The sequence below is a fragment of the Lentzea sp. HUAS12 genome (assembly GCF_024125735.1).
In the GTDB taxonomy this organism is placed as follows: Bacteria; Actinomycetota; Actinomycetes; order Mycobacteriales; family Pseudonocardiaceae; genus Lentzea; species Lentzea albida.
This window is the reverse complement of the sequence record NZ_CP099738.1, coordinates 745,371-769,743: the sequence shown is the minus strand read 5'-3', so window position 1 is coordinate 769,743 and position 24,373 is coordinate 745,371. Positions and strand designations below refer to the sequence as shown.

General features: G+C 70.1%; 19 protein-coding genes. 3 read left to right on the top strand and 16 right to left on the bottom strand.

The window, feature by feature from the left end; genetic code table 11:
• Positions 1-53: 53 nt before the first annotated feature.
• Both ND450_RS03680 and ND450_RS03675 read left to right on the top strand, forming a co-directional pair.
• Positions 54-1,388 (top strand): PHB depolymerase family esterase, encoded by a 1,335-nt coding sequence (locus tag ND450_RS03680; RefSeq protein ID WP_253324737.1) that lies wholly within the window; start codon positions 54-56, stop codon positions 1,386-1,388.
• Positions 1,385-2,689 carry a cellulose binding domain-containing protein gene (locus ND450_RS03675; protein ID WP_253324736.1) on the top strand — a complete coding sequence of 435 codons (1,305 nt, stop codon included), beginning with the start codon at positions 1,385-1,387 and terminating at the stop codon, positions 2,687-2,689. Before ND450_RS03680 ends, ND450_RS03675 begins: the two co-directional genes overlap by 4 nt.
• A gap of 6 nt (positions 2,690-2,695) precedes the next feature.
• Here ND450_RS03675 and mmuM read toward each other — a convergent pair whose 3' ends face one another.
• The 13 genes from mmuM to ND450_RS03610 all read right to left on the bottom strand — a co-directional run bounded on the left by mmuM (position 2,696) and on the right by ND450_RS03610 (position 19,565).
• Complete coding sequence (gene mmuM / locus ND450_RS03670) at positions 2,696-3,595, bottom strand: homocysteine S-methyltransferase (RefSeq protein ID WP_253324735.1); 900 nt, start codon at positions 3,593-3,595, stop codon at positions 2,696-2,698.
• A gap of 194 nt (positions 3,596-3,789) precedes the next feature.
• Positions 3,790-4,812, bottom strand: coding sequence for a LacI family DNA-binding transcriptional regulator (locus tag ND450_RS03665; RefSeq protein ID WP_218159731.1), 1,023 nt, complete (start codon positions 4,810-4,812; stop codon positions 3,790-3,792).
• A gap of 235 nt (positions 4,813-5,047) precedes the next feature.
• The gene (locus ND450_RS03660) at positions 5,048-6,796 is read right to left on the bottom strand and encodes a glycoside hydrolase family 6 protein (protein ID WP_305885206.1); all 1,749 of its coding nucleotides are present in this window, start codon (positions 6,794-6,796) and stop codon (positions 5,048-5,050) included.
• Positions 6,797-6,816: 20 nt separating this feature from the next.
• Entirely contained in the window at positions 6,817-7,284 is a 468-nt protein-coding gene (locus ND450_RS03655) for a hypothetical protein (protein ID WP_253324734.1), read from the bottom strand.
• Positions 7,269-8,540 (bottom strand): lytic polysaccharide monooxygenase, encoded by a 1,272-nt coding sequence (locus ND450_RS03650; protein ID WP_253324733.1) that lies wholly within the window; start codon positions 8,538-8,540, stop codon positions 7,269-7,271. Before ND450_RS03650 ends, ND450_RS03655 begins: the two co-directional genes overlap by 16 nt.
• An 11-nt stretch (positions 8,541-8,551) precedes the next feature.
• Positions 8,552-11,428, bottom strand: coding sequence for a glycoside hydrolase family 48 protein (locus tag ND450_RS03645; protein ID WP_253324732.1), 2,877 nt, complete (start codon positions 11,426-11,428; stop codon positions 8,552-8,554).
• Positions 11,429-11,671: 243 nt separating this feature from the next.
• The gene (locus ND450_RS03640; protein WP_253324731.1) at positions 11,672-12,550 is read right to left on the bottom strand and encodes a polysaccharide lyase family 1 protein; all 879 of its coding nucleotides are present in this window, start codon (positions 12,548-12,550) and stop codon (positions 11,672-11,674) included.
• A 156-nt stretch (positions 12,551-12,706) separates the two neighbouring features.
• Positions 12,707-13,852 carry an enolase C-terminal domain-like protein gene (locus ND450_RS03635; RefSeq protein WP_253324730.1) on the bottom strand — a complete coding sequence of 382 codons (1,146 nt, stop codon included), beginning with the start codon at positions 13,850-13,852 and terminating at the stop codon, positions 12,707-12,709.
• Positions 13,849-15,117 carry a sugar ABC transporter substrate-binding protein gene (locus tag ND450_RS03630; protein ID WP_253324729.1) on the bottom strand — a complete coding sequence of 423 codons (1,269 nt, stop codon included), beginning with the start codon at positions 15,115-15,117 and terminating at the stop codon, positions 13,849-13,851. The genes ND450_RS03635 and ND450_RS03630 overlap by 4 nt, the downstream gene beginning before the upstream one ends.
• Positions 15,118-15,127: 10 nt before the next feature.
• Positions 15,128-16,009, bottom strand: coding sequence for a carbohydrate ABC transporter permease (locus ND450_RS03625; protein WP_253324728.1), 882 nt, complete (start codon positions 16,007-16,009; stop codon positions 15,128-15,130).
• Positions 16,006-16,881, bottom strand: coding sequence for a carbohydrate ABC transporter permease (locus ND450_RS03620; RefSeq protein WP_253324727.1), 876 nt, complete (start codon positions 16,879-16,881; stop codon positions 16,006-16,008). Before ND450_RS03620 ends, ND450_RS03625 begins: the two co-directional genes overlap by 4 nt.
• Positions 16,878-18,122 carry a polysaccharide lyase family 1 protein gene (locus tag ND450_RS03615; RefSeq protein ID WP_253324726.1) on the bottom strand — a complete coding sequence of 415 codons (1,245 nt, stop codon included), beginning with the start codon at positions 18,120-18,122 and terminating at the stop codon, positions 16,878-16,880. Before ND450_RS03615 ends, ND450_RS03620 begins: the two co-directional genes overlap by 4 nt.
• Before the next feature lie 267 nt (positions 18,123-18,389).
• Complete coding sequence (locus ND450_RS03610) at positions 18,390-19,565, bottom strand: MFS transporter (protein WP_253324725.1); 1,176 nt, start codon at positions 19,563-19,565, stop codon at positions 18,390-18,392.
• A 74-nt stretch (positions 19,566-19,639) separates the two neighbouring features.
• Here ND450_RS03610 and ND450_RS03605 point away from each other — a divergent pair, with 74 nt between their 5' ends.
• The gene (locus ND450_RS03605) at positions 19,640-20,623 is read left to right on the top strand and encodes a LacI family DNA-binding transcriptional regulator (protein ID WP_256557433.1); all 984 of its coding nucleotides are present in this window, start codon (positions 19,640-19,642) and stop codon (positions 20,621-20,623) included.
• Here ND450_RS03605 and ND450_RS03600 read toward each other — a convergent pair whose 3' ends face one another.
• The 3 genes from ND450_RS03600 to ND450_RS03590 form a co-directional block, all read right to left on the bottom strand.
• The gene (locus ND450_RS03600; protein WP_253324723.1) at positions 20,624-21,502 is read right to left on the bottom strand and encodes a cellulose-binding domain-containing protein; all 879 of its coding nucleotides are present in this window, start codon (positions 21,500-21,502) and stop codon (positions 20,624-20,626) included.
• Positions 21,489-23,459, bottom strand: coding sequence for an RICIN domain-containing protein (locus tag ND450_RS03595; protein ID WP_253324722.1), 1,971 nt, complete (start codon positions 23,457-23,459; stop codon positions 21,489-21,491). The genes ND450_RS03600 and ND450_RS03595 overlap by 14 nt, the downstream gene beginning before the upstream one ends.
• Before the next feature lie 153 nt (positions 23,460-23,612).
• Entirely contained in the window at positions 23,613-24,332 is a 720-nt protein-coding gene (locus ND450_RS03590; RefSeq protein ID WP_253324721.1) for a hypothetical protein, read from the bottom strand.
• Between the last annotated feature and the right edge of the window lie 41 nt (positions 24,333-24,373).

The following is a 24,373-nucleotide window of genomic DNA, read 5'->3' as shown; positions in this document are numbered from 1 at the left end:
CCTCCGCGGGCGCCGGCCTGCCCTGGAACTCCCTGTGAGAGAACGAGGTCATCGTGACCCTCCGCAACCCCACCTTTCCGCGCACGACCAGGTACCGCGTCATCGCGGTCATCGCGGCGGTGCTGTCCGTCGTCGCCGCCATCGCCTTCGCCTCGGTGCCGCAGCAGGCACACGCCGCGTCCCTCACCCAGGTCACCGGTTTCGGCACCAACCCGACGAACCTCAACATGTACGTCTACGCGCCGGACCGGCTCGCCGCCCGGCCCGCGCTGCTCCTGATGATCCACTACTGCACCGGGACGGCGAGCGCCGTGCACAACGGCGGCGGGCGCGACTACGTCAGCGCCGCGGACCGGTACGGGTTCGTGATCGTCTACCCCGAGGCGACCAGGGACGGCCGCTGCTTCGACGTCTCCACCCAGAACGCGTTGCGCCGCAACGGGGGCAGCGACTCCACCGGCATCATGTCGATGGTGTCGCACGCGCGGCAGCGCTACAACGTCGACCCCTCGCGCATCGTGGTCTCCGGCATCTCGTCCGGCGCGATGATGACCAACGTGCTGGCGGCCGAGTACCCGGATGTGTTCAGCGCGGCGTCGGCCTTCGCGGGCGTTCCCGCGGGGTGCTTCGCGACGACCGACGGGTCGCTGTGGAACAGCCAGTGCTCGGGCGGGACGCTGCAGAAGACCCCGCAGCAGTGGGGTGACCAGGCGCGGGCGATGTTCCCCGGTTACACCGGCGCCTACCCGCGGATGCAGCTGTGGCACGGCACCAACGACACGACCCTCGCGTACCCGAACTTCGGCGAGGCGCTCGACCAGTGGACGAACGTGCACGGGGTCAGCAGGACGCCGGTGTCGACCGACCAGCCGCAGTCGAACTGGACGCGCACCCGGTACGGCGCAACGGGTGTCGTCGAGGGCATCAGTGCGCAGGGCACCGGGCACGACGTGCCGACCGCGGGGATGGTCTCGCGCGCCATCACGTTCCTGGGCCTGGACCGGCCGGGCACCGACCCGACCACCACGACCACCACCACTACGACCACGACGACCACGCCACCGCCGTCCGGTGGGTGCGCGGTCACCGCGTCGGTCAACGCCTGGAACACGGGGCTGACCGAGACGATCACGATCACCAACACGTCCACCACCGCGGTGAACGGCTGGCAGCTGCAGTTCACGCTCCCAGGTGGACAGGTCATCACCGGCGGCTGGAGCGCGACCTACTCGCCCGCGAGCGGCCAGGTCACCGCGCGGAACGTGAACTACAACCCGCAGATCCCGCCGAACGGGTCGATCTCGATCGGCCTGCAGGCCACGCACACCGGCAACAGCGCGGCCGCGACCGGGTTCTCGCTCAACGGCGCAGTGTGCGGTGTGCGATGAGCCGGCACAGGTCCGTGCTCGCGGCGGCCGTCGCGAGTGCCGTGGTGCTCCTGGGTGCTGCGGGCGTCGCCGCGGGCGGTGCCGGCGAGGTCAGTGCGGGCGAGGTCGGTGCCACGACGGCGGGGTGCGGCAAGTCGCCCGCGTTGACGAGCGGCCAGCACACGATCAGCAGTGGCGGACAGAACCGCACGTTCTTCCTGCGGCTGCCCGCGAACTACGACAACAACCGCCAGTACCGGCTGTTCGTGGGGTTCCACTGGCTCAACGGCACGGCGAACGACGTCGACTCCGGTGGCGGCGACGGCTACAACTGGTCGTACTACGGGCTCCGGCGGCTGTCGGACGCGGCGGACAACGGCACGATCTTCGTCGCACCGCAGGGCAACAACAACGGCTGGGCCAATCCCGGCGGCCAGGACCTGACGTTCGTCGACGACCTGCTCGCACGGCTGGACGCGGCGCTGTGCCTCGACACGGCCCAGCGCTTCGCCGGTGGCTTCAGCTACGGCGGGGCCATGTCGTACGCGGTCGCCTGTGCCAGGGCGACGGTGTTCCGCGCGGTGGTCGTGTACGCGGGCGCCCAGCTCAGCGGGTGCAACGGCGGTACGCAACCCGTTGCCTACCTGGGCATCCACGGGATCAGCGACACCGTCCTGAACATCTCGCAGGGCCGGGCGCTGCGCGACACGTTCGTGCGCAACAACGGTTGCACGGCGCAGAACCCGCGGGAACCGAGCGCGGGCAGCAGGACCCACGTCGTCACCGCGTACAGCGGCTGCCGGTCCGGTCAGCCGGTGGTGTGGGCGGCGTTCGACGGCGGGCACACCCCGGCGCCGGTCGACGGGGGCGGCGACGGCTGGCGCACCTGGACGTCCGACGAGGCGTGGAGGTTCATCAGCCAGTTCCGCGGCAGCGAACCGACGAGCACCACGACCACGACGAGCACGACGGGGCCGACCACCACCACCTTGCTCCCCGGTCAGGGGTCCTGCCGCGTGGGCACGACGACCAACGCCTGGAACAACGGCCTCACGGCGAACATCACGATCACCAACACCGGTCCCACCCCGGTCGACGGCTGGTCGCTGGGGTTCACCCTGGCGGCGGGGCAGACGATCACGGGCGGCTGGAACGCCACCTACTCCCCCACCTCGGGACAGGTGATCGCCCGGAACGTCTCCTACAACGCGACCATCGCGCCGTACGCGTCCACCACCATCGGCTTCCAGGCCACGCACACCGGCGACGCGGCCGCACCGGCCTCGTTCAACCTCAACGGCAGGACCTGCACGACCGCCTGACGATCCTCACCCTCCCGAGGCGGTGAAGTTCTCCGCCAGCACCGCGATGGCGTCCGGCCCGGTCCGGCAACACCCGCCGACCAGCCGGGCGCCTTCGCGCACCCACTCCCCCGCCGACGTGGCGAACCCGCCGCCGTCCCCCGTCCACGACCGGTCACGCGCGTCCCACCGCTCACCGCTGTTGGGGTACACGACGACCGGCAGCCCGGTCACGTCGCGCGCCACGGCGACCGCGCCGGCCGCGTCCTCCGGTGCGCAGCAGTTGACGCCGACCGCGATCACCTCGTCCACGCCGGCCACCGCCGCGAACGCCTCCGCCAGCGGCTGGCCCGCACAGGTCCTGTCGCCGCGCACGCTGTAGGAGAGCCAGGCGGGCACACCGCTGCCGCGCACGACCTCGAGCACGGCCTCGGCCTCGTCGACGTCCGGGACGGTCTCGACGGCGAGCACGTCCGGCGCGGCCTCGCACAACACCTCGATCCGCGGCCGGTGGAACCGCGTCAGCTCCCGCGTGCTCAGCCCGTAGCGGCCGCGGTACTCCGAACCGTCCGCCAGCACCGCCCCGTACGGGCCCACCGACGCCGCGACCCAGCGCGGTCCGTCCACATCGGACGCGGCGGAACGGGCGAGTGCGACGCTGGACCTGAGCAGGCGTGCCGTTTCGCTCTCGCTGATCCCGCGCTTCGCGAAGCCGTCGAAGCTCGCCTGGTAGCTCGCGGTGATGGCGATCTCGGCTCCCGCGCGGAAGTAAGCGAGGTGGGCGGCGCGGACGGCGTCCGGGTCGGTGAGCAGCAGCCGCGCCGACCACAGCTCGTCGGACAGGTCGTGCCCGGCCAGCTCCAACGCCGTCGACATGCCGCCGTCGAGCACCACCACTCCGCGCGACAGCGCTTCCGCCAGCTCCATCCCGGCGAGTCTACGGACCGCGCGGGCGGAGGGGTGCGCGACAGCCGCTCCGCCGTGGGCCGCGCACCCCTCCAGGACGATTCACGGGCGAGTTCGGCCTGTGCGCGCCGCGTTTCCGCACAGGTGACGTCGTCCCGCGACCGTCCGCCGGATCGCCCGCGCACCGCCGGCGCGGACGAAGACCGCAGTGGACTTCAGGCGGTTCCGCGGTGTGGTGCCGGGTCCGGCGTGCTGGCCCGCCGCGAGAGCCTGGGTGGCAACAACATCAGCGGTGGCGGCTGCTTGCCCTCCAGCTTCGCCACCAGCAGGTCGACGGCGTGCCGCCCCAGCTCCTCCGCCGGCAGCCGCACCGACGTGAGCAGCGGTGACGTCTGCTCCGCCAGTTCGTCCGGGCAGATCGCCACGACGGCGACGTCTCCCGGGACCTGCCTCCCGGCCGCCCGCAGGCAGGTGGTGATCCACCCCAGCGCGGCCTCGTTGTGCACCACCAGGGCCGTCATCGACGGGTGCGCCCGGATCAGGGCCTTGGTGGCCCGCAGCACCGAGTCGTGGTCGCCCTCCACGGCCAGCGCGGTCGCGGCGACCCCGCGGCGCATCGCGGCCGCGCTGAAGCCGTTCATGGTGCGGTGGGCGAAGCCGGTGCTGCGCCGGTAGACGGCGCTGGGCGCGCCCAGGAAGCCGATCGACCGGTGGCCCAGGTCCGCCAGGTGGTCCACGCACTTGGCGCCGGCCGCCTCGAAGTCCAGGTCCACGCAGGTGAGGCCGCGGGCCGCCGCGGGGTGTCCGATGAGGACGGACGGCTTGGCCAGCTGCCGCAGCAACGGCACCCGGTCGTCGTCCATCTCCACGTCCATGACGAGGAACCCGTCGACCTGGGCGCCGTTCGCCGCGCGGCGCAGGCCCGCGGCGCCGTCGTCCGCGGTCATGAGCAGCAGGTCCATGTCGTAGCGGCGGGCGGTGGTGACCGCGGCGGTGACGAAGCGCATCACCGCGGGCAGGTGGGTGCCCGCGCGCAGCGGGAGGACGAGGCCGATCACGTTGGTCCTGCCCGCCGACATCGTGCGGTCGGAGGCGTGCGGCTGGTAGCCCAGGGCTCTGATGCTTTCGCGAACTCTCGTCTTCGTGTCCGCGGAGATGGACCGCTTGCCGGTGAGGACGTAGGAGACCGTGCTCGGGGCAACCCCGGCGTGCCTTGCGACGTCCGCGATGGTGACCACACAGCCTCCTCTCGCGCTTGCGCTCAGTGAGCGTGTCGACACCATAGGGAGCACCTTCTGATGACATCAAGTGTTATGTGCGCGTTAACATTGCGAATTTCAGGTGGTCCAGACGAATTCGGCACCGTCTGGAAAGTTGCCGGACGGAAAACACGAGCAGGCCGGAAGAGCGTGCCCACGCGGCACGACCTCAGCGAACGAGACCGGTCGCATGGGCACGCTCACATCCCACGGCTCAGAGCGCCGGGTAGGCGTTGCGCATGAGCTCCTGGAACTGGGCGGAGAACCATTTGCCCGAGATCGGGGCGTTGCCGAGCGCGCCGGACATGTTGTTGCCGTTGCGCACGTTGCCGGTGTACGTCGGGTCGCACATCCGGTCGAAGCCCTTGCCCTCGTTGTTCGGGATCTCCTCGCTGGCGCCGTCGGACTCACCCGGCGGCTTCATCCAGACGTAGGCGTCGATGCCCGACTCCGGGGCCGCCTTCGGGCGCTCGCCCAGACCGGCACCGGCCTGGTTGCACCAGTTGCCGAGGTGGATGCGCCGGTCGATCTTGCCGCCGTTGACGTAGGCGTCCACGCTCGTCGTCGGGCCGGGGCCCGTCGGACGGGCGCTGCCGCCCCAGCCGTTGCGGCTGGTGTCGATCAGCACGCCGACGTTCGAGTCGAAGCCCGCCTGGATGGCCCGCTGCCGGAACGCCTGCGCGTAGGACAGCCCGTCGACGTACCGGTTCCAGTCCACCCACTTCGACTGGCGGACCGAGGTGCCGTTCACCGAGTCCTCGATCTTGAAGTACGGCTCCTTGAGCGCGCCGTAGTTCGCGGTGTTGGCGATGAAGCCGACGACGTTGGCCTTCGTGCTGCCGGACGCGTTGGCCGCCTGGAAGAGCAGCTCGGCGGTGGGACCGAAGTTGTCGTCCCAGCCGATCCAGCCGTGGTGGCCGATGTCGAGGTAGTTGTAGACGTTCGGCACCGCACCCAGCTTCGCGAGCGCGTAGCCCACGCCGGTGACGTAGTTCCCGTTCGCCTTCATCGTGTCGCAGGCCGCCACCGCGGTGGGACGCGGGGACACGTTGGTGATCAGGTTCGGCAGGGAGTCGATCTCCACCGTGGTCACGATGCGCAGGCCCGAGTACGCCGGCCTGGCGAGGATCGCCGCGATCGGGTCGATGTACTCCGACTTGTAGCGGTCGATCTCGTTCGCCTTGAGCTCACCGTTCGACGCGAGCGCCGAGCAGTCGCGACCGGGCAGGTTGTAGATCACCAGCTGGATCACGAGTGGTGAGCCCGCCGCCTGGCGCACCGCCTCGTCCAGGTGACCGACCAGGCCGCGCGAGTCGGCCGTGCCCGCGATCGCCGCGATGCGGTCCAGCCACACGCCGGTCGGCTGGTTCGCGACCCTGCTGCCGCCCGGCTCGGCGTTCGCCTTGGCCGCCCAGTCCGGGTTCACGTACTGCTTCGCACCGACGTACGGGTTGTCGACCCGGTTGCCGGGGCCGGGGCCGTTCGACGTCGTGGTCGTGGTGGTCGTCGTCGTCGTTGTGGTGGTGGTCGTCGTCCCCGGCTGACCGGTGCACGTCGTGCCGTTCAGGGTGAACGTGGACGGGTTCGCGTCACCGGTGGCGGCGTTGCTGCCGTTGAAGCCGATGTCGATCGACGCGTTGGTGCCCAGGCTGCCGTTCCACGACATGCTCGTCGCGGTCACGTCCTTGCCGGACTGCGTCCAGTTCGCGCTCCAGCCCTGTGCCACGCGCTGGCTTCCGGGGAACGAGAACTTGAGCGTCCACCCGCCCGAGATCGCGTCACCGAGGTTGGTGATCTTCACCGCAGCACCGAAACCCCCTCCGCCCCAGCTGTTCGCCGTGTAGTCCACACGGCAGCCAGGTGCGGCGCCCGCGGGTGCGCTCATCGCCACCCCGAACGTTGCCACGGCAGTGGCGACCACGACTCCCGCCGCGGCCCACCGCCTCTGTCCGTTGAGCTTCATTGCTCCGGATCTCCTGTCTGTCAATGATGTTCGATCTCCCTGAGCGAGCACGCGCTGGGCGTGCACTCAAGTCTTCTGAGGCCGAGGTACTCCATGCCGATCGAGCCGGTGAGGGCGAACCCGTCCCCGAAGGCGAGGTCCGGATCGCCCCGGACCTCGCCCTCCGCGAGCGCCGCCAGCCAGGCCTGGTCCAAGCCGGGCCTGAGGACCAGCAGCCCGAGCCGCCCGTACGGCTCCTTGGCGCAGGTCCCCCACTCCGCGATGAACGGCGCGTAGACCTTCGACCGCACCGGACCGGCGAACTCGGTGAAGTCGTCACCGCGCCGGACCGTCGAGCACTCGTCGGTCAGGTCGTGCAGCCACGCGGCGATGCCGTCGACGCCCTTGCTGAGGTCCGGGGTGGGTTCGGCGCGTCCTACGAGGAGGGCGAACGTCACCGAACCCACCACCAGGAGGGCGAGCAACGCCCTCATCACCGGACGGCGCACGCCGAACCGTTGAGCGTGAAGGACGTCGGGTCGGTCGGCGTGGACGTCGTCGTGGCGTTGAAGCCGAACGACGCCGTGCCACCGGCCGGTATGTCGGCGTTGTACGACACGCCCTTCGCCGTCGCCTGTCCACTCGCGACGGTCACGGTCGACGACCAGGCCTGCTGGAGCTGCTGCCCCGACGGGAAGGCCCACACGAGCTGCCACGCGCTGATCGCGCTGGTGCCCGTGTTCGCCACCGTGACGTTCGCCGTGAACCCGCCGCTCCACGTGCTCGGCCGCGTGTAGGTCACCGTGCACGAACCCGTGGGAGTGCCGCCCCCGGTCGACGTTCTGACCGTGACGCCCGAGGAGGCCGTCGAGGCGTTGCCCGCCGAGTCCGTCGCCACCACCGTGAACGAGTACGAGGTGTCCGCACTCAGACCGGTGACCGTCACGGAGTTCGTCGAGGAGGTCGCCACCACCTGGCCGCCGCTGTAGACGCGGTAGGACGCGACGCCGACGTTGTCCGTCGAGGCGGACCAGTCGAGCTTCACCGAGTTCGCCGTGACGCCCGACGCGACAGGGGTGCCGGGTGCGGACGGCGCGGTGGTGTCGGGCGTGCCGGTGCCGCCGCCGAACACGACGTCCGAGCAGCTGTAGAACGCCTCGGGGCTGTCCGAGCGCTGCCACAGCGAGTAGATGATGTGCCGGCCCGACTTGTTGGGCAGACGGGCCTGCCAGGCGTACTCACCGTTCGCGAGCGGCGGGTTCGTCACCTTGTCGAACGGCACCGACTCGAGGTCGGACCACTTGAGCGGCTTCGTCACGTCGAAGCCGTCCTTGGTGACGTACTGCTCCCAGGTGCCGGGGTGCGGGGCCCACGCGTTGTACCGGAACGTGACCTGGCTGTTCGCCTGCACCTGGGTCGTGGGCCAGTCGGCCCGCGTCAGGTTGTAGGCGGAGTACTTCGTGGTGGGACCGCAGAGGTTGCCGTCGGGGATGATCTCCCGGTGGCGCCCGGCCGCGTTGCTGATCAGGTTGCCGAACCAGTCCCACAGCGGCTGCTTGCCGCCCTGCGCGACCGCCGCCTGACAGGCCGGGTTGGTCGGGTTCAGGTCGCCGCCACCGCCGCCGGCGCGGCCGTCCTCGTAGCAGAGGTAGGTGCGGCTGCCGGGCCAGACCATCGACCCGTGCGCGACAGCGGTGCCGCCGGTGTGCACCAGGACGGCGCCGACCGCGGCCGCCACTGCGAGCAGAGCTATTCGTTTCTTCATGTGGGGACTCCTCACCCGTAGATCTCGGCGTGCAGGGAGAACGCCGTCGCGATCTCGGCTTGCGCCCAGAACCGGTGGTAGGTGAACGTCGGTGCCGGTCCACCGTCCAGATAGGACTGGACCTTCGGCCACTGCGGGTCGTTGCGGAACATCGACCGCATCGACAGGAACGACGAGCCCTGGCCGATCGTGTCGCCGTTGGGCATCTTCCCGGTCCAGCCGGACGGCACGTACGGGCCTTCGAGGGTGCTGGTGTTGTAAACGTCGTCGAACCGGTTGTAGTCCGCGCGGGTCTCCGGCGTCGCGATGCCGAGGCTGTCCTGGTGTGCGAGCAGCCCGGTCAGCAGCGCCTCACCCGTGGTCTTGGCCGCGGCGTTGCCCGACCGCGCCGCGTAGTTCAGCAGCACCTTCGCGTACGACGCGGCGATGCCGACGTCCTGGTTGTGGTTCACCACGCGCACCCGCAGGTTCGCGTTCGAGCCCGGGTTGGTCGCGTTCCACGTGTCCGGCGCTCCCGACCACTCCAGGTCCGCGGGGATCTGGAAGTTCGTGCCGGTCGTGGTGTTCGCGATCGCCCACGGCACCCACTTGTCGAGGATCTTCTTGGCGCGCGCGTCACCGGTCAGCCGGTACAGCGCGGCCGTGCGCTCGATCCCCCACACCTGGAAGCCGAACCACCGGTTGCTCGGCGGGTCGCGCCACACGGGGTGGGCGTCGTAGTACATGCCGTAGAACGTCGGGGTGCCGCTCGGAGGCGAGGCGTACTGGCCCTCCCAGCTGTTCGTCACACCGCCGGCGAGACCGCCGTCGGCCGACTGCAGCCACTGCAGCATCTCGAGCTGCCGGTTCAGCGACGTCGCCCAGTCCTGCTGCCCTGTGGCGGACAACGGCTTGAGCGCCGGCACGTTCGCGAGAGCGTGCGCTGCCAGCGGGTTCTGGTAGCCCTGGTGCGAGGCACCGTCACCGATGCGCCACGCCCAGCCGGCGGACGTGTCGGTCGCGCCGCCCCACGCGTAGTACCAGGACATCAGGTAGTGCGCGCTGTTCTTGCCGGTCGCGCCGGGGCACGACGACGGGCTGTTGCAGTTGCCGATGCGCTTGAAGTACTTGTCGAACATGGCGTACCGCAGGTAGTCGCCCATCTTGGCGGACTTGCCGATCTCCGCGGAGATGTCACCGGCCTTGCCCTGCGCCGTGGCCCACTGCTGGGCCAGCAGCGCCACCTGCACCACGCGGGCGTCCGCGTCCGGCGCGTTGGTGTACTTCCACTGCTTGGCGTAGGACGAGTCCTTGGTGAACAGGTCCAGGAAGCCGTTGGGACCGCCGTGCTTGAACGTGTCGCAGGAAGGCTGCGGGATGGTCTCCCACACCGACTCCGACGAGCCGCGCTGGTAGGTGTTGATGTACGCGGGTGCCGTCGTGCCGTCACCGCAGCGGCCGAAGCCGTAGGTGTTGTCGACGTCGATCAGCCAGTGCATGCCGTAGACGTCCGAGTTGCCGTACGCGGACTTCAGCTCCGCCGCGATCGGGTCCTGGCCCACGGGAACGGTGCCGTCGAGCGTCGACGGGTACTGGTCCATCCTCGGGTGCTCCGGCGCGTAGGTCGCCGGCTTGGACGGGTCGTACTTGTCGTTGGTCGGCTGGTCGGCCTTCGCGGGGATGATGTACTTCTCCATCGACGCGAACGCGGACTTGAACGGAGCCCAGTCCCCGGTGACGCGGCCGTAGCTCGCCTCCAGCCACAGGTAGTAGCTGAACGCCTCGGACGTGGTCTGGTGACCGTGGTCCGGCGCCTCCACCATCAGCGTCTCGACCGAGTGGTAGGGCACGAGCAGGTCGCCGAACTTGCGGAAGTAGCCGCTCGCCGGGTCCTTGATCTTGTTGTACTGGTCGAGGAACGCCTTGTTGAAGTCCGAAGTGGACGGGTCGAGTTCCTTGACCGTGACGGTCGCCGGGCTGTAGCCGGTGGCCGACGCGGTGAACGTGGCCGTGCCGAGCGCGCCACCGTTGTTCGCCGACGTCACCGTGACCGTCTGCTTGGCGGTGCCGGAGAACGTCAGCGTCGCCGGGCTCACCGTCAGGTCGGTGCTGCCGCTGCCGGCGATGGTGACGGTGACCGGCTGGCTCGGTGCCGTGGCCAGGGAGACGTCGAACGTTGCCGTCTGGCCCTGCTTCACCGAGACCGCGCTCGGCGAGGCGAGCACCGCCGGCCCGGACAGGACCTTCACCGCGGCCGGGGCCGAGGTCGTGGTGGCGCCGCGGTTGTCCGTCGCCCGCGCGGTGATGCTGTGGTCACCGGCCGGCGCCGACGTCCACGTGCCGGTGAACGGCGCGCTGGTGTCGGTCGCGACCAGCGTGGTGCCGGCGTAGAAGTCGACCTTGGCGATCGTGCCGTCGGCGTCCTGCGCGGTCGCCGCCAGCGGGATCTGCGCGGGCAGGGTGTAGCTGCTGCCGCTGGTGGGTGCCGTCAGTGCCACGGACGGCGACTGGTTGGGGCCCGTGCAGGACACGCCGTTCACGGCGAAGTCCGTCGGGGGCCGGTTCGTCGAGCCCTTGCTGCCGTTGAAGCCCACCTGCGCGGTGCCACCGGAAGGCAGCGTCGGCGCCCAGGAGGGGTTGGTGACGCTCACAACGGCGCCGTTCTGCGTGAAGTTGCCGCTCCACCCCTGCGTGACGCGTTGCCCGTCCGGGAACGTCCACGTGAGGTTCCAGCCGTTCAGCGCCTCCCCGTCGTTGCGGATCGACACAGCAGCGCCGAATCCGTTGTTCCACTCGTTGGTGACTTGGTAGGTGACGGTGCAGGCCACCGCGGCCGGTGCCGCGACGGCGGGGGTCCCGCCGATCAGCACCACCGCCGCAACCGCCAACGCCACTCTTCGTCGAGTCATGCCGCCGCCCTCTCGACAACTGGGAGCGCTCCCAGAGTTCACGGCACTGTAACGTGGCCCACAGCGACCAACCGATCACAGGTGCAACAGGTTCTGCGCCGCACAGCTCTTCGCGTTACTCCTTGCGGCGCAACACTTGTTGCTCTGGCGGTTCCTCTTACTGCTCCCTTCGAGTGGAATTCTGGGAGCGGTCCCAGGCAACGGCAGGGGCACCCCCGCCACCGGGGGCGCCCCTGGGTCCCGTCAGCCGCGCCCGGCTCCGGCACCGGCCATGACCACGCTCTTCACGCTGCTCGCGCCGTCCAGCGGGTACGAGTAGGGCAGGCTCTTGACCGAACCGCCCTGGTCACCCGTTCCGGAGTTGACGAAGTGGTTGTTCCTCGCCACGAGCGAGCCGCCGGCCGAGCTGCCCTCACCGCGGTGGAACGGGTCGCCGGTGTTCTCGAAGTAGTTGCCCTCGACCAGGACACCGGCCTCGACGGTCGACGCGACGCCGTAGTCGGTCACGCCGCCGTAATAGTTGTTGTAGACGTGCACCGGGTTGCCGAACCGCACGCGCGGGTGGCGCTGCTGCGTTCCGTCGAACCAGTTGTGGTGGTAGGTCACCCGGAGCTTGCCGCGGTCCTCGGAGCCGTTGTCGTCGCTGTGGCCCAGCAGCATCGTCTTGTTGTGACTGCTGAACTTGTTCCAGGACACCGTGACGTAGTCCGACGCGCGTTTGACGTCGACCGCGCCGTCATAACCGTTGGAGAAGGTGTTGTGGTCGATCCACACGCGGGTCGAGTACTGCACGTTGATCGCGTCGTCGCCCCAGCTCCTGAAGTTGAGGTTGCGCACGATCACGTTCGAGGCGTTGGCGATGTTCAAACCCTGCCCGGTGATCGCCGAGGACGAGCCGACTCCCTCGATGGTCTTGTTCGAGGCGATCTTCGTCATGCTCGACAGCGAGATCGTGCCGGAGACCCGGATCACCGCCGATCCGGACGCCTTCGCGGCCGCGACGAACGCGGACGCCGTGGTCACGGTGACGGGGGTGGCGCTGCCACCACCCGTCGTACCTCCTCCCTGGGTGGCCCAGCCGACCAGCCCGAACGGTGCGGCGGTCGCCTGGGGAATGGACACCGCGCCAATGACGAGCGCGGCCGCGGAAATGAGTGCTGCACGTTTCGAATTCATTCACGCTCCCAATGTGGTGAGCGGCGGTAGAACTCACGAAACCAGCACCCGGCAGAGCGGTCAACCAATTCGAAGATATTCGATAATCAGTTCTTCGATTTCTCACCACACTTCAAGAGTGTGAACTCCGATGTGTTCGAAATTCCAGTCGTCGCCGATTCCCGATATCTCCTGCAGCGTCACGCACCCGTTCTCGTCCAGCGGGTCCGCGATCGTGTTGCGGTGTGGTGGCACCCGGTCGAAGTCGACGTGCGGGTGCAGCAGGCCGCGCTCGTACCACCGGCCCGCGTCCGTCGCCCCGAGCACGGTGAGGCTGCCCGAGCCGTTGCCGTGGATCTCGCAGTCCACGTTGAACGCCTCCGCGAGGTGCACGGTCTTGAGCACCGGTGTGATGCCTCCGCTGCCCGCGGGACCGGCTCTGAGGATGTCGCACGCGCCGCTGCTGACCCACTCGGCGCGGGTCATGTGCTTGCCCCACGCCACCTCCGGGCCGATGACCGGGATGTCCAGCTGCTCCGCGAGCCACCGGTAGGAGCTGATCGAGGCCTCCTCCATCGGTTCCTCGAACCAGTAGAAGTCCAGCTCCTGCAACGCCCTGCCGAGCCGCAGGGCCTCGGTCCTCGAGTACCAGTGGCTCGCGTCGAGCATCAGCGCGACGTCCGGCCCGACCGCGTCCCGCACCGCCCGGCAGGCCTCGACGTCCCGCGCGACGTCCGGTGCTCCGGGTACCGGAGGCATCCAGGTGTGCAGCTTGATCGCCCGATATCCCAGCGACACCAGGTGCTTCGCGAAGTCCGCGTAGTCGGCCGGGGTCGCGAGGCCGTCCGCGTCACCGCACATCGTGCTGGCGTAGGCGGGTATCCGGTCGCGCGCGCCCCCGGCGAGCTTCCACGCGGGCAGCTCCACCCTGCGCGCCACGAGGTCCCAGAGCGCCTGGTCCACGAACCCGAGCGCACGGTCGGTGAACCCGCCGTGCGCTCCCCGCTGGCGCCTCGCGAGGAGCCGCCAGAGCCGTTCGCGGTCCCACGGGTCCTGGCCCAGCAGCACCGGTCTGACGTGCTTGTCCAGCACCGCGGGACGCACCTGGTCCGGCTGGACCTGGCAGTATCCGGTGACGCCGTCGGTGTCGGTGACCTCCAGCAGCGCCTCCACGACCTCGTGCTCGGGCGCCGGGTGCCGGTGCCCCTCCGGGTCGACGGAGGTCGCCGCCGTGGTCTTGAACGTCCGCACCACCACCCGTTCGATCACTTGCGCTTCTCCCAGTCCTGCTGGGCGGTGGTGAGCTTGGCCGCGAGCTGGTCGAGGAACTCCTGCGCGGACATCTGCCCCAGCAACACCTTCTGGTACAGCGGTTCGGTGTCGGTCTTGGTGATCGACGAGTACTCCGGCAGGTAGACCGGCGCCGGCACGAGCACGGTGGCCGGGTCCTCCAGGACGCCGAGCGCCATCTTCACGGCCGGGTTCTTCTGGATCCACTCCGCGCCGCGCACGTCGGTGTTGGCCGGGATCTGGCCGACCTTCTCGTTCCAGTAGCCGTTGCTCTCCGCCGAGGTCAGGAACTCGACGAACTTCCAGGAGGCGTCCCGGTTCTTCGAGCCCTTGAACACGGCGAAGCCGTCGGTCGGGTTCGGCACCACGGTCCGCTTGCCGGACGGGCCCTTGGGCAACGGCATGGCACTGACGCGTTCCGCGCCGAGCGCCTTCATGACGTCCGCGGTGGAACCGAGGTTGTGGTGCATCATCGCGACCGTGCCGCCGGTGAACTGGGCGACCATCTGCGTGTAGTTGTTGTTCACGTCCGCCTCGGGCGTGGCCTTCTTGTACAGCTCCGCGACCTTGCGCACGAGCTCGGCGTTGCGCGGGTCGGCGACGGTGCTCCTGCCGCCCTCGTAGAACTTCTCGACGCCGGAGTACGAGTAGGCCTCGGCCAGCAGCTGGAAGATCGAGCCCGCGCCACCGCGGATGGTGAAGCCGTACTGGTTCTCGGCCGGCTTCGTGAGCTGGGTGGCGGCCTTCGCCAGGTCGTCCCAGGTGGACGGTTCGGCGATCCCGGCCTCCTCGAACCGGTCGGACCGGTACCAGATCACGTCCATGTTGCCCGACGCGGGAACGGCGTAGAGCTTGCCGTCCGGTGCGGTCTGGCGCACGGTCTCCAGCAGGCCCGGCAGCAGTTTGCCCTTCAGAGCGCCGTTCTCGACCCGCTCGTCGGCCGGTTCGAGCGCGTCCTGCCCGACGAGGTGCGCGAGGTAGGAGGTGGTGACGCCACCGACGTCCGGCGTCGCGCCACCGGCGATGGCCGTGTCGTACTTCTGCTGCACCGACGAGCTCGGGATGCCGACGTACTCGACCTTGACGCCGGGGGTCGCCGCCTCGAACCGCTTGATCAGCTCGGTGTAGATCGGGGTGCGGCCGGGGCCGCCGTTGTTGTCCCAGAACGTGATCGTCGTGGGACCGTCCTGCCCGGCGGAACACGCGCTCACCACGAGCGCGAGCGCGACCAGCAGTCTCCTCATCATCTCTCCCTCATCCCTTGACCGCGCCCGCGCTGAGCCCCTGCACGAGGAACCGCTGCACGACGGCGAAAACCAGCACGACCGGCACGGCGGCGACGACGCCACCGGCCGCGAGCGCCCCGAAGTCGGTGTTGAACTCCCCCAGCGCGTAGCTCAGCCCGACCGGGAGCGTGAACTTGTCCTGCTTGCTCGCGAACATCAGCGCGAACAGGAAATTGTTCCAGGCGCCGATGAACGCGAACGACCCGACGGCCACGAGCGCGGGTTTGAGCTGCGGCAGGGTGACCGCGAAGAACGCGCGCAGCCGCGTGCACCCGTCGACCATCGCGGCCTCTTCGAGCTCGACCGGCACGTTGCGCACGAATCCGCTCATCAGGATCAGCGCGAGCGGCAGCTGGAACGCCGTGTCCGCGATGACCAGCCCGGTCAGGCTGTTCAGCAGCCCGGCGGACTTGAAGATCACGAACAGCGGGATCAGCATCATCGCGCCGGGGATGAACTGCGTGCACAGCAACGCCAGCAGGAACACCCGCTGGCCGCGGAACCGGAAGCGCGCCAGCGCGTACCCGCCCATGAGCGCGAACACGGTGACGACGACGAGCGTGCCGACGCCGATGATCAGGCTGTTCTGGAAGAACAACCCGAAGCCGACGCCGTTCCACACGGTGTCGAAGTGCTCGAACGTGATGGGCCACGGCACGAGCGAGGTCTGCCCCGCCGGCCTCAGCGCGAACACGAGCATCCAGTAGAACGGGATGAGCGTGAACAGCAGGTAAAGCACGAGCGGCAGGTGCAACCTCAGATACCTGCCGGGGTCTTTCCGCCTCCTGCGGCGCGGCGGCGAAGGCGGTGGCACGACCGGGGTCTCCGGGCGGGTCAGCGTCTGGGTCATGCCCGGCTCCCGAACTTGGACAGCCTCAGGTAGAGGATCGAGAAGAACAGGAGGATCACGAAGCCCGCCATGGTGAGCGCCGAGCCGTAGCCGAAGTCGTGCGAGTCGACGGCCTTGCGCGCCACGTAGAGCGGCAGCGTGGTGGTCTGGTTCGCCGGCCCACCACCGGTGAGCGTGTAGATGAGGTCGACGTTGTTGAACTCCCACACCGCCCGCAGCAGCGTGGACAGCACGATCGCGTCCCGCAGGTGCGGCAGCGTGACGCTCACGAACCGCCGCCACCGCCCGGCGCCGTCGACGGACGCGGCCTCGTACAGGTCGTTCGGGATGGTCTGCAGGTCGGCGAGCAGCAGGATCGCGAAGAACGGCACCCCGCGCCACAGCTCGGTGACGACGGTCGCGGGGAACACGGTCGCCGGGTCCCCGAGCACCGACGTGCCGGGATCGCCTATGCCCCACTGCGCGAGCTGCTGGAAGATCCCCGTCGACGGGTTGTAGAGCAGGATCCAGATACCGGTGGTGAGCACACCGGACACCGCCCACGGCGAGAACACGAGCGCGCGTGCCATCGCCCGTCCGACGAACGTCTCGTTGACGATCAGCGCGAGCACCAGCCCCAGCACCAGCTGCAGGCCGACCTCCACCGCGACCCACTTGGCGCTGAACACGAGGCTCTGCCAGAAGAGCTGGTCCTCGAACAGCATCCGGTGGAAGTTCTCGAACCCGATGAAGCCGTTCTTCCACGGCTGCGTGACGGTGTGCTGGCGCAGGCTGAACCACCCGACGCTCGCGATCGGGTAGACCAGGAACACCGCCATCAACACCAGCGTCGGCGCGATCAGGGCGTAGGGCGCCCAGGTGCGGGTCCTCACCGGCGCGCGCCCGCCTTCAGGTGCCTGATCCCCTGCGCCGGCTCGAGCCCGCGGTCCAACGTCGGCGTCCACCCGGCGTCCCGACCGAGAGCCTTGCCGGGGAACGCGGTGTTGTACGCCTCGACGAAGCTCTTCGCCTCGCCGTCGAGGAGGTTGCCGACGTCGGTGATCCCGGTGCCGCCCCAGTTGTAGACGACCTCCTCGGCCGCGATGCCCTTCACGTAGTTGTTCTGGGCGTAGATCTGCGACTGCACGCCGACACCCCAGCTGTACGTCTGCGCGCCCTCGTACAGGTTGTTGTAGACGTGCACCTGCCCGAACCGCACCCGCGGCGCGCGTTCCAGCACGTCGCGGAAGACGTTGTGGTGCACCGAGACCCGCAACTTGCCGGGGTCGGTGGTCGAGGAGTTCGACGAGCCGATCAGCATCGTCTTGCCGTGCTCGGCGAACAGGTTGCGGGACACCGTGACGAGGTCGGCCCCGTTCGTGATGTCGAGCTGCCCGTCGTGCACCTGGTAGGGCCGTCCGAAGTGGAGCGGCTGCTTGGCGTCCTGGTTGGGTGCGTCGGTGAACGTGTTGCGGTGGACCCACACGTTCTCCGACTTCTGGACGGACACCGAGTCGTAGAGCGAGTTCCAGTTGCCCGGCGACGCCCCGGGACTGGTGTCCGTCGGATCCCACTGCGGAAAGCAGTCGTGGGTGTCGCGGAAGGTCAGGTCGCGCACGATCACGTTGCGCACGTTGTGGATCCGCAGGCTGCCACCCGTGATCCCGGCGCCTCTGCTCGCACCGATGATCGTCGTGTCAGCGGGCACGTCGAGCACGATCGTCGCTTCCTGCTTCTCCGCCGATCTGGCGCGCGCCTCTTCCAGCGGCCCCTCGGGCTCCCGCTCCCACCCCCACACCGCCGGGTCGTAGGCCGCGAGGTACGCGGCCCGCGTGTAGCCGTCGGTCTCGTAGTCCGCGCACCGCAACGGTGTGCCGTCGTCCGCGGTGTTGGCGTCGATCACGCCCTTGACCGCGATGATCCTCGGACCCGGCACCGCCAGGGCTTCGACCAGTTCGGCGCGCGTGCGCACGACGCGCACGTTCCGCGCCTTCGCACCCCCGGTCGTGCCCGGCCCGGCCGACGCCCAGCCGTCCCCTGCGGCCAGCACCTGCCGGGCGGGGTCGTGGGCGTGCGCCGGGACCACCCCGGTACCCGCGCAGGCCAGAACCAGCGCGCTGACGAAAAGCCGCATGACGGAATACCCTTCAGAAAGGATTCACATTCTTGAACACCGTCCACGATCGTGAACCGAGTATTACGAATGCGTCCGCCGTGCGTCAACGAAGTGAATTCATTCGACAATTCAACTCTTTATTCGACGATTTTTCGAATCGAATGCCGTCGAACGGTTGAACGTTCAGGTAATGCGGCTGTCCAACTCGGCACGAGGCACTGGGCCGTCTTGCCAACATCCCTGCGGGGACGGCCCTTCCAGTTCCGAGCCGGTCGACCCAACCGGTTACCGGTCCTTCACCGGCCGCAGCATCGGCACCAGCGCCAGCGCGGGCAGCAACAAGAACGGCACCACGAGCAGAGCCCGCAACACCCCGACCTCGTTCCCCAGGAACCCGACCAACGGCGGCCCAGCCAAGAACGCCGTGTACCCGATCACCGCCACCACGCTCACCCGAGCCGCCGCCCGAGCCGGATCGTCCGCCGCGGCACTCATCCCCACGGGGAAACCGAGTGCGGTCCCCAGCCCCCACACCGCGACACCCGCGATCGCGACCGGGAACGACCCGGCGAACACGGCGACCGCCACCCCGGCTGCCGCCAGCACCATCGACACGAGGATCGCCGGCACCCGCCCCCACCGGTCGAGCGCGATGGTCCCGAAGATCCGGCCGAACGTCATGGTCGTGACGAACACGCCGAACACCAGGGCGCCCAGTGCGGGATCGACCTCGTACCCGTCGATGAACGCGACCGCCACCCAGTCGTTCGCGGTGCCCTCGGTGAACGCCAGCACCAGCACGAGCAGGCCGATCAGCAACGTGCGGGGCTCGCGCCACGCGGCCAGGACGCCGCTGCCGGTGCCGTGTTCCGCCTCGCCGGCGAACCGGTACGTCCTCGAAGCGACCAGCGTGCCCGCAGCCACGATGAGAGCCACCACGACCAGGTGCGCGGTCACGGACAGGGCGGCCCAGGCGACGAACGACGCCAGGCCCGCCGCGGCCACCGTGCCGAGGCTCCACATGGCGTGGAAGCGCGGCATCACCGTCTTGCCGAGGGCGCGTTCCACCTCGGCGGCCTCCACGTTCATCGCCACGTCGCACAGGCCTGAGCCGTAGCCGAGGGTGAAGATGCCGACGGCCGTGAGGATCGCCGACGGGTGGGCGCCGATGCCCACGCCCGCCACCGCGAGTCCCACTGCGACGGTCACGGCCGCGACGGCCACGGTGCGCTTCGGGCGCAACCGGTGCGTGACCTCGCCCGCGGTGAGCATCGCCAGGCAGGCGCCGGCCGACATCGACAGCAGCAGCAACCCCAGTGCGCCCGGTGTCAGGCCCAGCGCGTCGCGGGCGGCGGGGACGCGGGCGAACCACGTCGCCACGGCCACGCCGTTCAGCCCGAACGTGACGGCCACCCCCGCGGCGGCGGCTCGGACTTGACTGCGCGGCACCGTGACCGACATCCCGGTCCCTCCCTCTCTCGATACAGAAGTTCTTATCCCACACATGGAAGCGCTTCCACCGCAATACTGCTGAGATGACGGCTGAACGCACCGCCACGCTTGATGACGTGGCACGGGCCGCGGGCGTGTCCCGGGCCACCGCCTCACGTGTTGTCACGGGACAAGGACCGGCATCACAGCGTACGAGGGATCGTGTCACCGCCGCGGTGGCCGCCCTCGGTTACGTGCCGGACGCCTCCGCCCGCGCGCTGGTCACGCGGACCGGCACGCGCCTCGCCATCGCCGTCATCGGCCGCACCGCGGCCGTGCTCGACGACCCGTACGTCGGGCGCGTGCTGACGTCGGCGGCGCACGTCGCCGCCGAGCGCGAGGTCGGTGTCTCACTGCACTGGCTACCCCTGCACGACCCCGGCTCACTCGCCCGGCTCGCCGACGGCCGCGGGCTCGGCGGGCTGGTGGTGGTGAACCCGACCCGGCCCGCGCTCGAGACCGTGCCCAGGGCCCTGCGCGGGCGGGTCGCCGCGGTCGGGGTCGGCACGCGGCACGTGCCGTCGTTCGACGTCGACAACCGCGCCGGCACCGACGGCGTCGTGCGGCACCTGGTGCGCACCGGGCGGCGCCGGATCGCGATGGTGACGGGGCCGTCGTGGCTGCCCTGCGGCGACCGCGCCGTCGACGCCTACCGGCAGGTGCTGGAGGCGACCGGCGCCGAGCCCCGCGTCGTCCCCGGCGACTTCACCGCGGCACGGGGCGCCGGCGCCGCCGTCGAGATCATGACGCGGTGGCCCGACACCGACGCCGTCTTCGCGCTCAGCGACCTCACCGCCCTCGGTGTCCTCGACGGACTGCACGCGCTCGGCGTGCGGGTGCCGGACGACGTGGCGGTCGCCGGGTTCGACGACATCGCGTTCGCGGGGCTGAGCAGGCCGGCGCTCACGACGAGCACGCACCCCGTGGAGGAGATCGCCACCGCGGCGGCACGGGCCGTGCTCGACCGCCGCGACGCCGCCGAGACGACGTTCTACCCGTCCGCGCTCGTCGTGCGGGAAAGCGCGTGATCATGCGACCGAGCACGGCTGGTTGTTGAGCGTGAACGCCGCCGGAGCGGCGTTTCCGCGCTGTGCCGACCCGTTGAACCCGATCTCCACCGAACCGCCCGGCTGGATCAGCGGGTTGTAGTGGGCGTTCACGGCGTCGACGGTCCCACGGGACTGCCTCGGCGTCGCGTTCCACATCTCGGTGACCACCTGCCCGCTCGCGAACGTCCAGCGCAGCACCCAGCCGTTGATCGGGGCGGCACCGGTGTTGCGCACGGTCACCTGCGCCTGGAAGCCACCGGGCCACTGCCCGGCCAACCGGTACGACACGGCGCACGTCCGTGCGGGAGGGGGCGCGGCAGTGGTAGTGGTGGTGGTCGTGAGACGGGGTGGCGGCGGAACCGTCGTCGTGGTGGGCGCGACCGCCGGGGCTTCGCAGGGCGGGCCCCACAGGCCGCGGTCGGCGGCGGCCGCCTCGGACTCGGCGGTCAGCAGCGCGCCGCCGTCGGTTCCTTCCGCCCGCAGTGCGCCTTGCCGCACAGCGAGCAACGCGTAGTCCGTGCCGTCCTCGAGCGTCAGCTTCACGTCGCCGGACAGCATCGGGCTGATGCGCACCGCGCTGGCGAGCAACGTCGTCCTGGCGAACGAGAGCGCGCCCGCCTCACCGCAGGCGGGAGGAGCCGCCAGTTGCGCGATCCGGGCCTTCGTGCCGTCCGCCAGCTCCACGGTCCGGCCGTCGACCACGTCCCGCACGAAGTGCAGCACGCCTTCCGCGCGGACCTGCTCGTTGACCAGCGTCGGCGGCTTCTGGGACGTGCGGGTCGGCGGCACCGGTGCGGGCGGGGGCGGCGAGCACCCCGCCAGCAGGGCCAGCGCGAGCAGGCCGCTAGCCGCGCGCAACGGTGGTCCAGCGCTGGTTGGCCCCCGAGGTCGCGTGGTACGTCCCGATCCGGGCACCGTCCTCACGCGACTCCCCGATCACGTCGAGCAGGCTGCCGGTGGAGGCGTTCACGAACGTCCACGTGCCGTCCCCCGTCGACGACAGCACCCACCTCGCGGCCGGCCCGTCCGCGGCGCTCAGCACCACGTCGGCGCCGTTCACCGCGATCCGCTGCCCCGTGGCGGCGTTGACGATCGAGAACTGCGCGCGGTGGTCGTAGCCGCCCGAACGCCGCTCCACGCGCCACATCTGGTCCGCCGCCGCGGGATCGGTGGTGCGCTGGACGAGCGAGGTGCCCGACGGCGCCAGGGACCTGCCGCTCTGCACCCCGGTGAGCCGGTACTCCCCGCCGAGCGCGGCCGCGCGGTCCACCCCGCTCACGCCGGTCACCTCGAAGGTGGTGACCGACCTGGCGGGCACGGACAGCGTCGCCCGGCGGTTCCGCACGCTCACGGCCGCGCCCTTGACCAATGCGCCGTGCTGGTCCGTCACGACCGGTCGCACGGACGCGCCCGGCCGCACCGACCCGAACGCCGACAGGTCCAGCGTCACGGCCTGCTCCTGGTCGCTCTTGTTGAGGTGCACCACGGACTTCAGCTCGGTACCGCGCACCGCGGCCACGTCGGTCGTGGTGTTCACCTTCACCAGGCGGTCACCGGGCCTCACGAAGTGGGTGAAGTTCCGCAACGCGTGGAACTTCGTGTTCACGCGCGCCGGGCAGGTCGCCAGGGTGTCCCCCGGCCCGCAGTCGAACGGGATCTGCACCACTCCCCAGTTCATGCCGTCCGGCGACTCGGCACCGGGCCTCATGTTGTTGTAGTCCTCGACCGCCTGCCACAGCAGCCAGGCACGCGGCTCCAGCTCGCGCAGGTCGTCGATCACGCGCTCGGCGATGCCCAGTCCGGGGTCCATGCTCGTGAAACTCTGGCCGGCACCCCAGTGCCCGTCGACCTCGCTCATCCACAACGGCTTGCCCGCGCCCTTGGCGATGTCCCGGGCGGTCGTGCGGCGTGCCGTGCCGTAGGTGTGCACGTTCAGCTGACCGACCTGCGCGCGTGCGGAGGCGGGATAAACCGCCCAGTTCTCGGCGAAGATGCCGGGATTGGTCTCGTCCGGCGCCGACACGGCTGCCTTGAGCCCGTTGGCGCGCAACGCTTCCGCCATCGCGGGCACGACCTTCGCCTGCAACGCGGGCCCGAGGTGGGCGCCCTCCTGCCGTCCGCCCGTCGGGTTGCCGTCCGGGCCGAGCGTGGTGCGCCAGTAGGAGGTGTTGGGCTCGTTGAACGGGTCGACCGTCGCGAACCGGATGCCGTGGGCGCGTTCGAGCTCCGCGGTCGCCCGCGCGAGGTAGGCCGCGAAGTCGCTGATCCTGTCCTCGCGCAACTGGTCCGCGTTCGGGTCGAAGCCACCGGACACGTACCCGCTCACCGTCTGGAACCACGGCGGCGAGTTGCTGAACGACTCCCACCGCGTCACGTCCCGCTTGATCCGGTCGACCCACCAGCGCTGACGAGGATCCGCCGCCGCGTCGAAGAAACGCGGATCACCGGGCCGCCACCAGTCGGTGTCCTCCCGCGTGGTGCCCTCCGGCGCCTTCCACCAGCCCGGGACCGCGGCGCCCGCCCGCAGGTACGGCGGCACGTCGGGAGCGTTGCCGCCGCCGATGTTGTACCGGGCGATGTCGAGGTTCAGCCCGTCCTCCCCGAACAGCAGCTCGGCCAGCCGGTTCCGGATCTCGTCCGGGTAGCCGCCGGTGGCGTTGGCGAACCACACCAAGCTCGTCCCCCAGCCCTCGAACGGCTCCTGCTGGTAGGTCGGATCCGGCCTCACCAGGACGGCGTCGGCGGCGGCCGTGGCGGGCGTCGCGGTGGAGAGCATGAGCGCCGAAGCGGCGAGCAGAGCAGGGAGTCTGGTCATCGGTTCTCCGTTGAACGCGCGATGTTCACGCTAACATCTATCGAGAACCTACTGGTGCGTCAAGGTCCTGCCGGACGGAGGCGCGTCCGTCCGGCAGGCCTCCTGGGAACGCTCACCCCTGCGGGCAGCCGCTCGCTGGAACCCCGAGGAGAGTCACTTGAGCGAGCAGGTGGCGAAGCGCTCCAGTCCCTGGGGCCGCGCCTGCACGCGGCCGATGGCGATCGCGATCCGGTCCAGGGCGGCGGCGCGCTTGCTCGCCAACGGGCCGAGGATCGCGTTCTGCACGAAGTTCGGCCCGCCCTGACCGACCGAGGTGCGCAGCCGCTCGTTCGCTTCCGCGAGCTGCTTGCCGAGGTTCGCGAGCTCGCGGTCGACCTCGGCCCGCGCGGCCGCCGGCACGTCCTGGAGCACGGGCAACGGGCATTCGATCGCCCCACCGGCCACCGGTGTGCTCGATCCGCTCGCGGCGGGTTTCGAGGTGGCCGGCGGCGCGGACACGGGGGGTGCCTGACCGAGCCCGCAGGTCGCGAACCTATCCAGTCCCTCGGGTTTCGCGGCGACCCGGCCGATGGCCGTCTCGATGCGGTTCAGCGCGGCGACGCGCTTGCTCGCCAACGGACCGAGGATCGCGTTCTGCACGAAGTTCGGCCCGCCTTCACCGGCAGAGGTGCGCAGCCGCTCGTTGGCCTCCGCGATCTGCTTGTCCAGGTTCGCCAGTTCCCGCTGCACCTCGGCCTGCGCCGCGGCCGGAACGGCGGGGACGACCGGCTGCGGGCACACGACGGCACCCGTCGCGGTCTCGCCTCCGGCGAAGGCGACGGCCGCGGTCACCGCGGTCAAGGTCGCCGCGACACCCAGCCCGGCCACGATCACCCGTTTGCTCCGTTGCGGTCGTGCGTGCGCTCTCGACATAT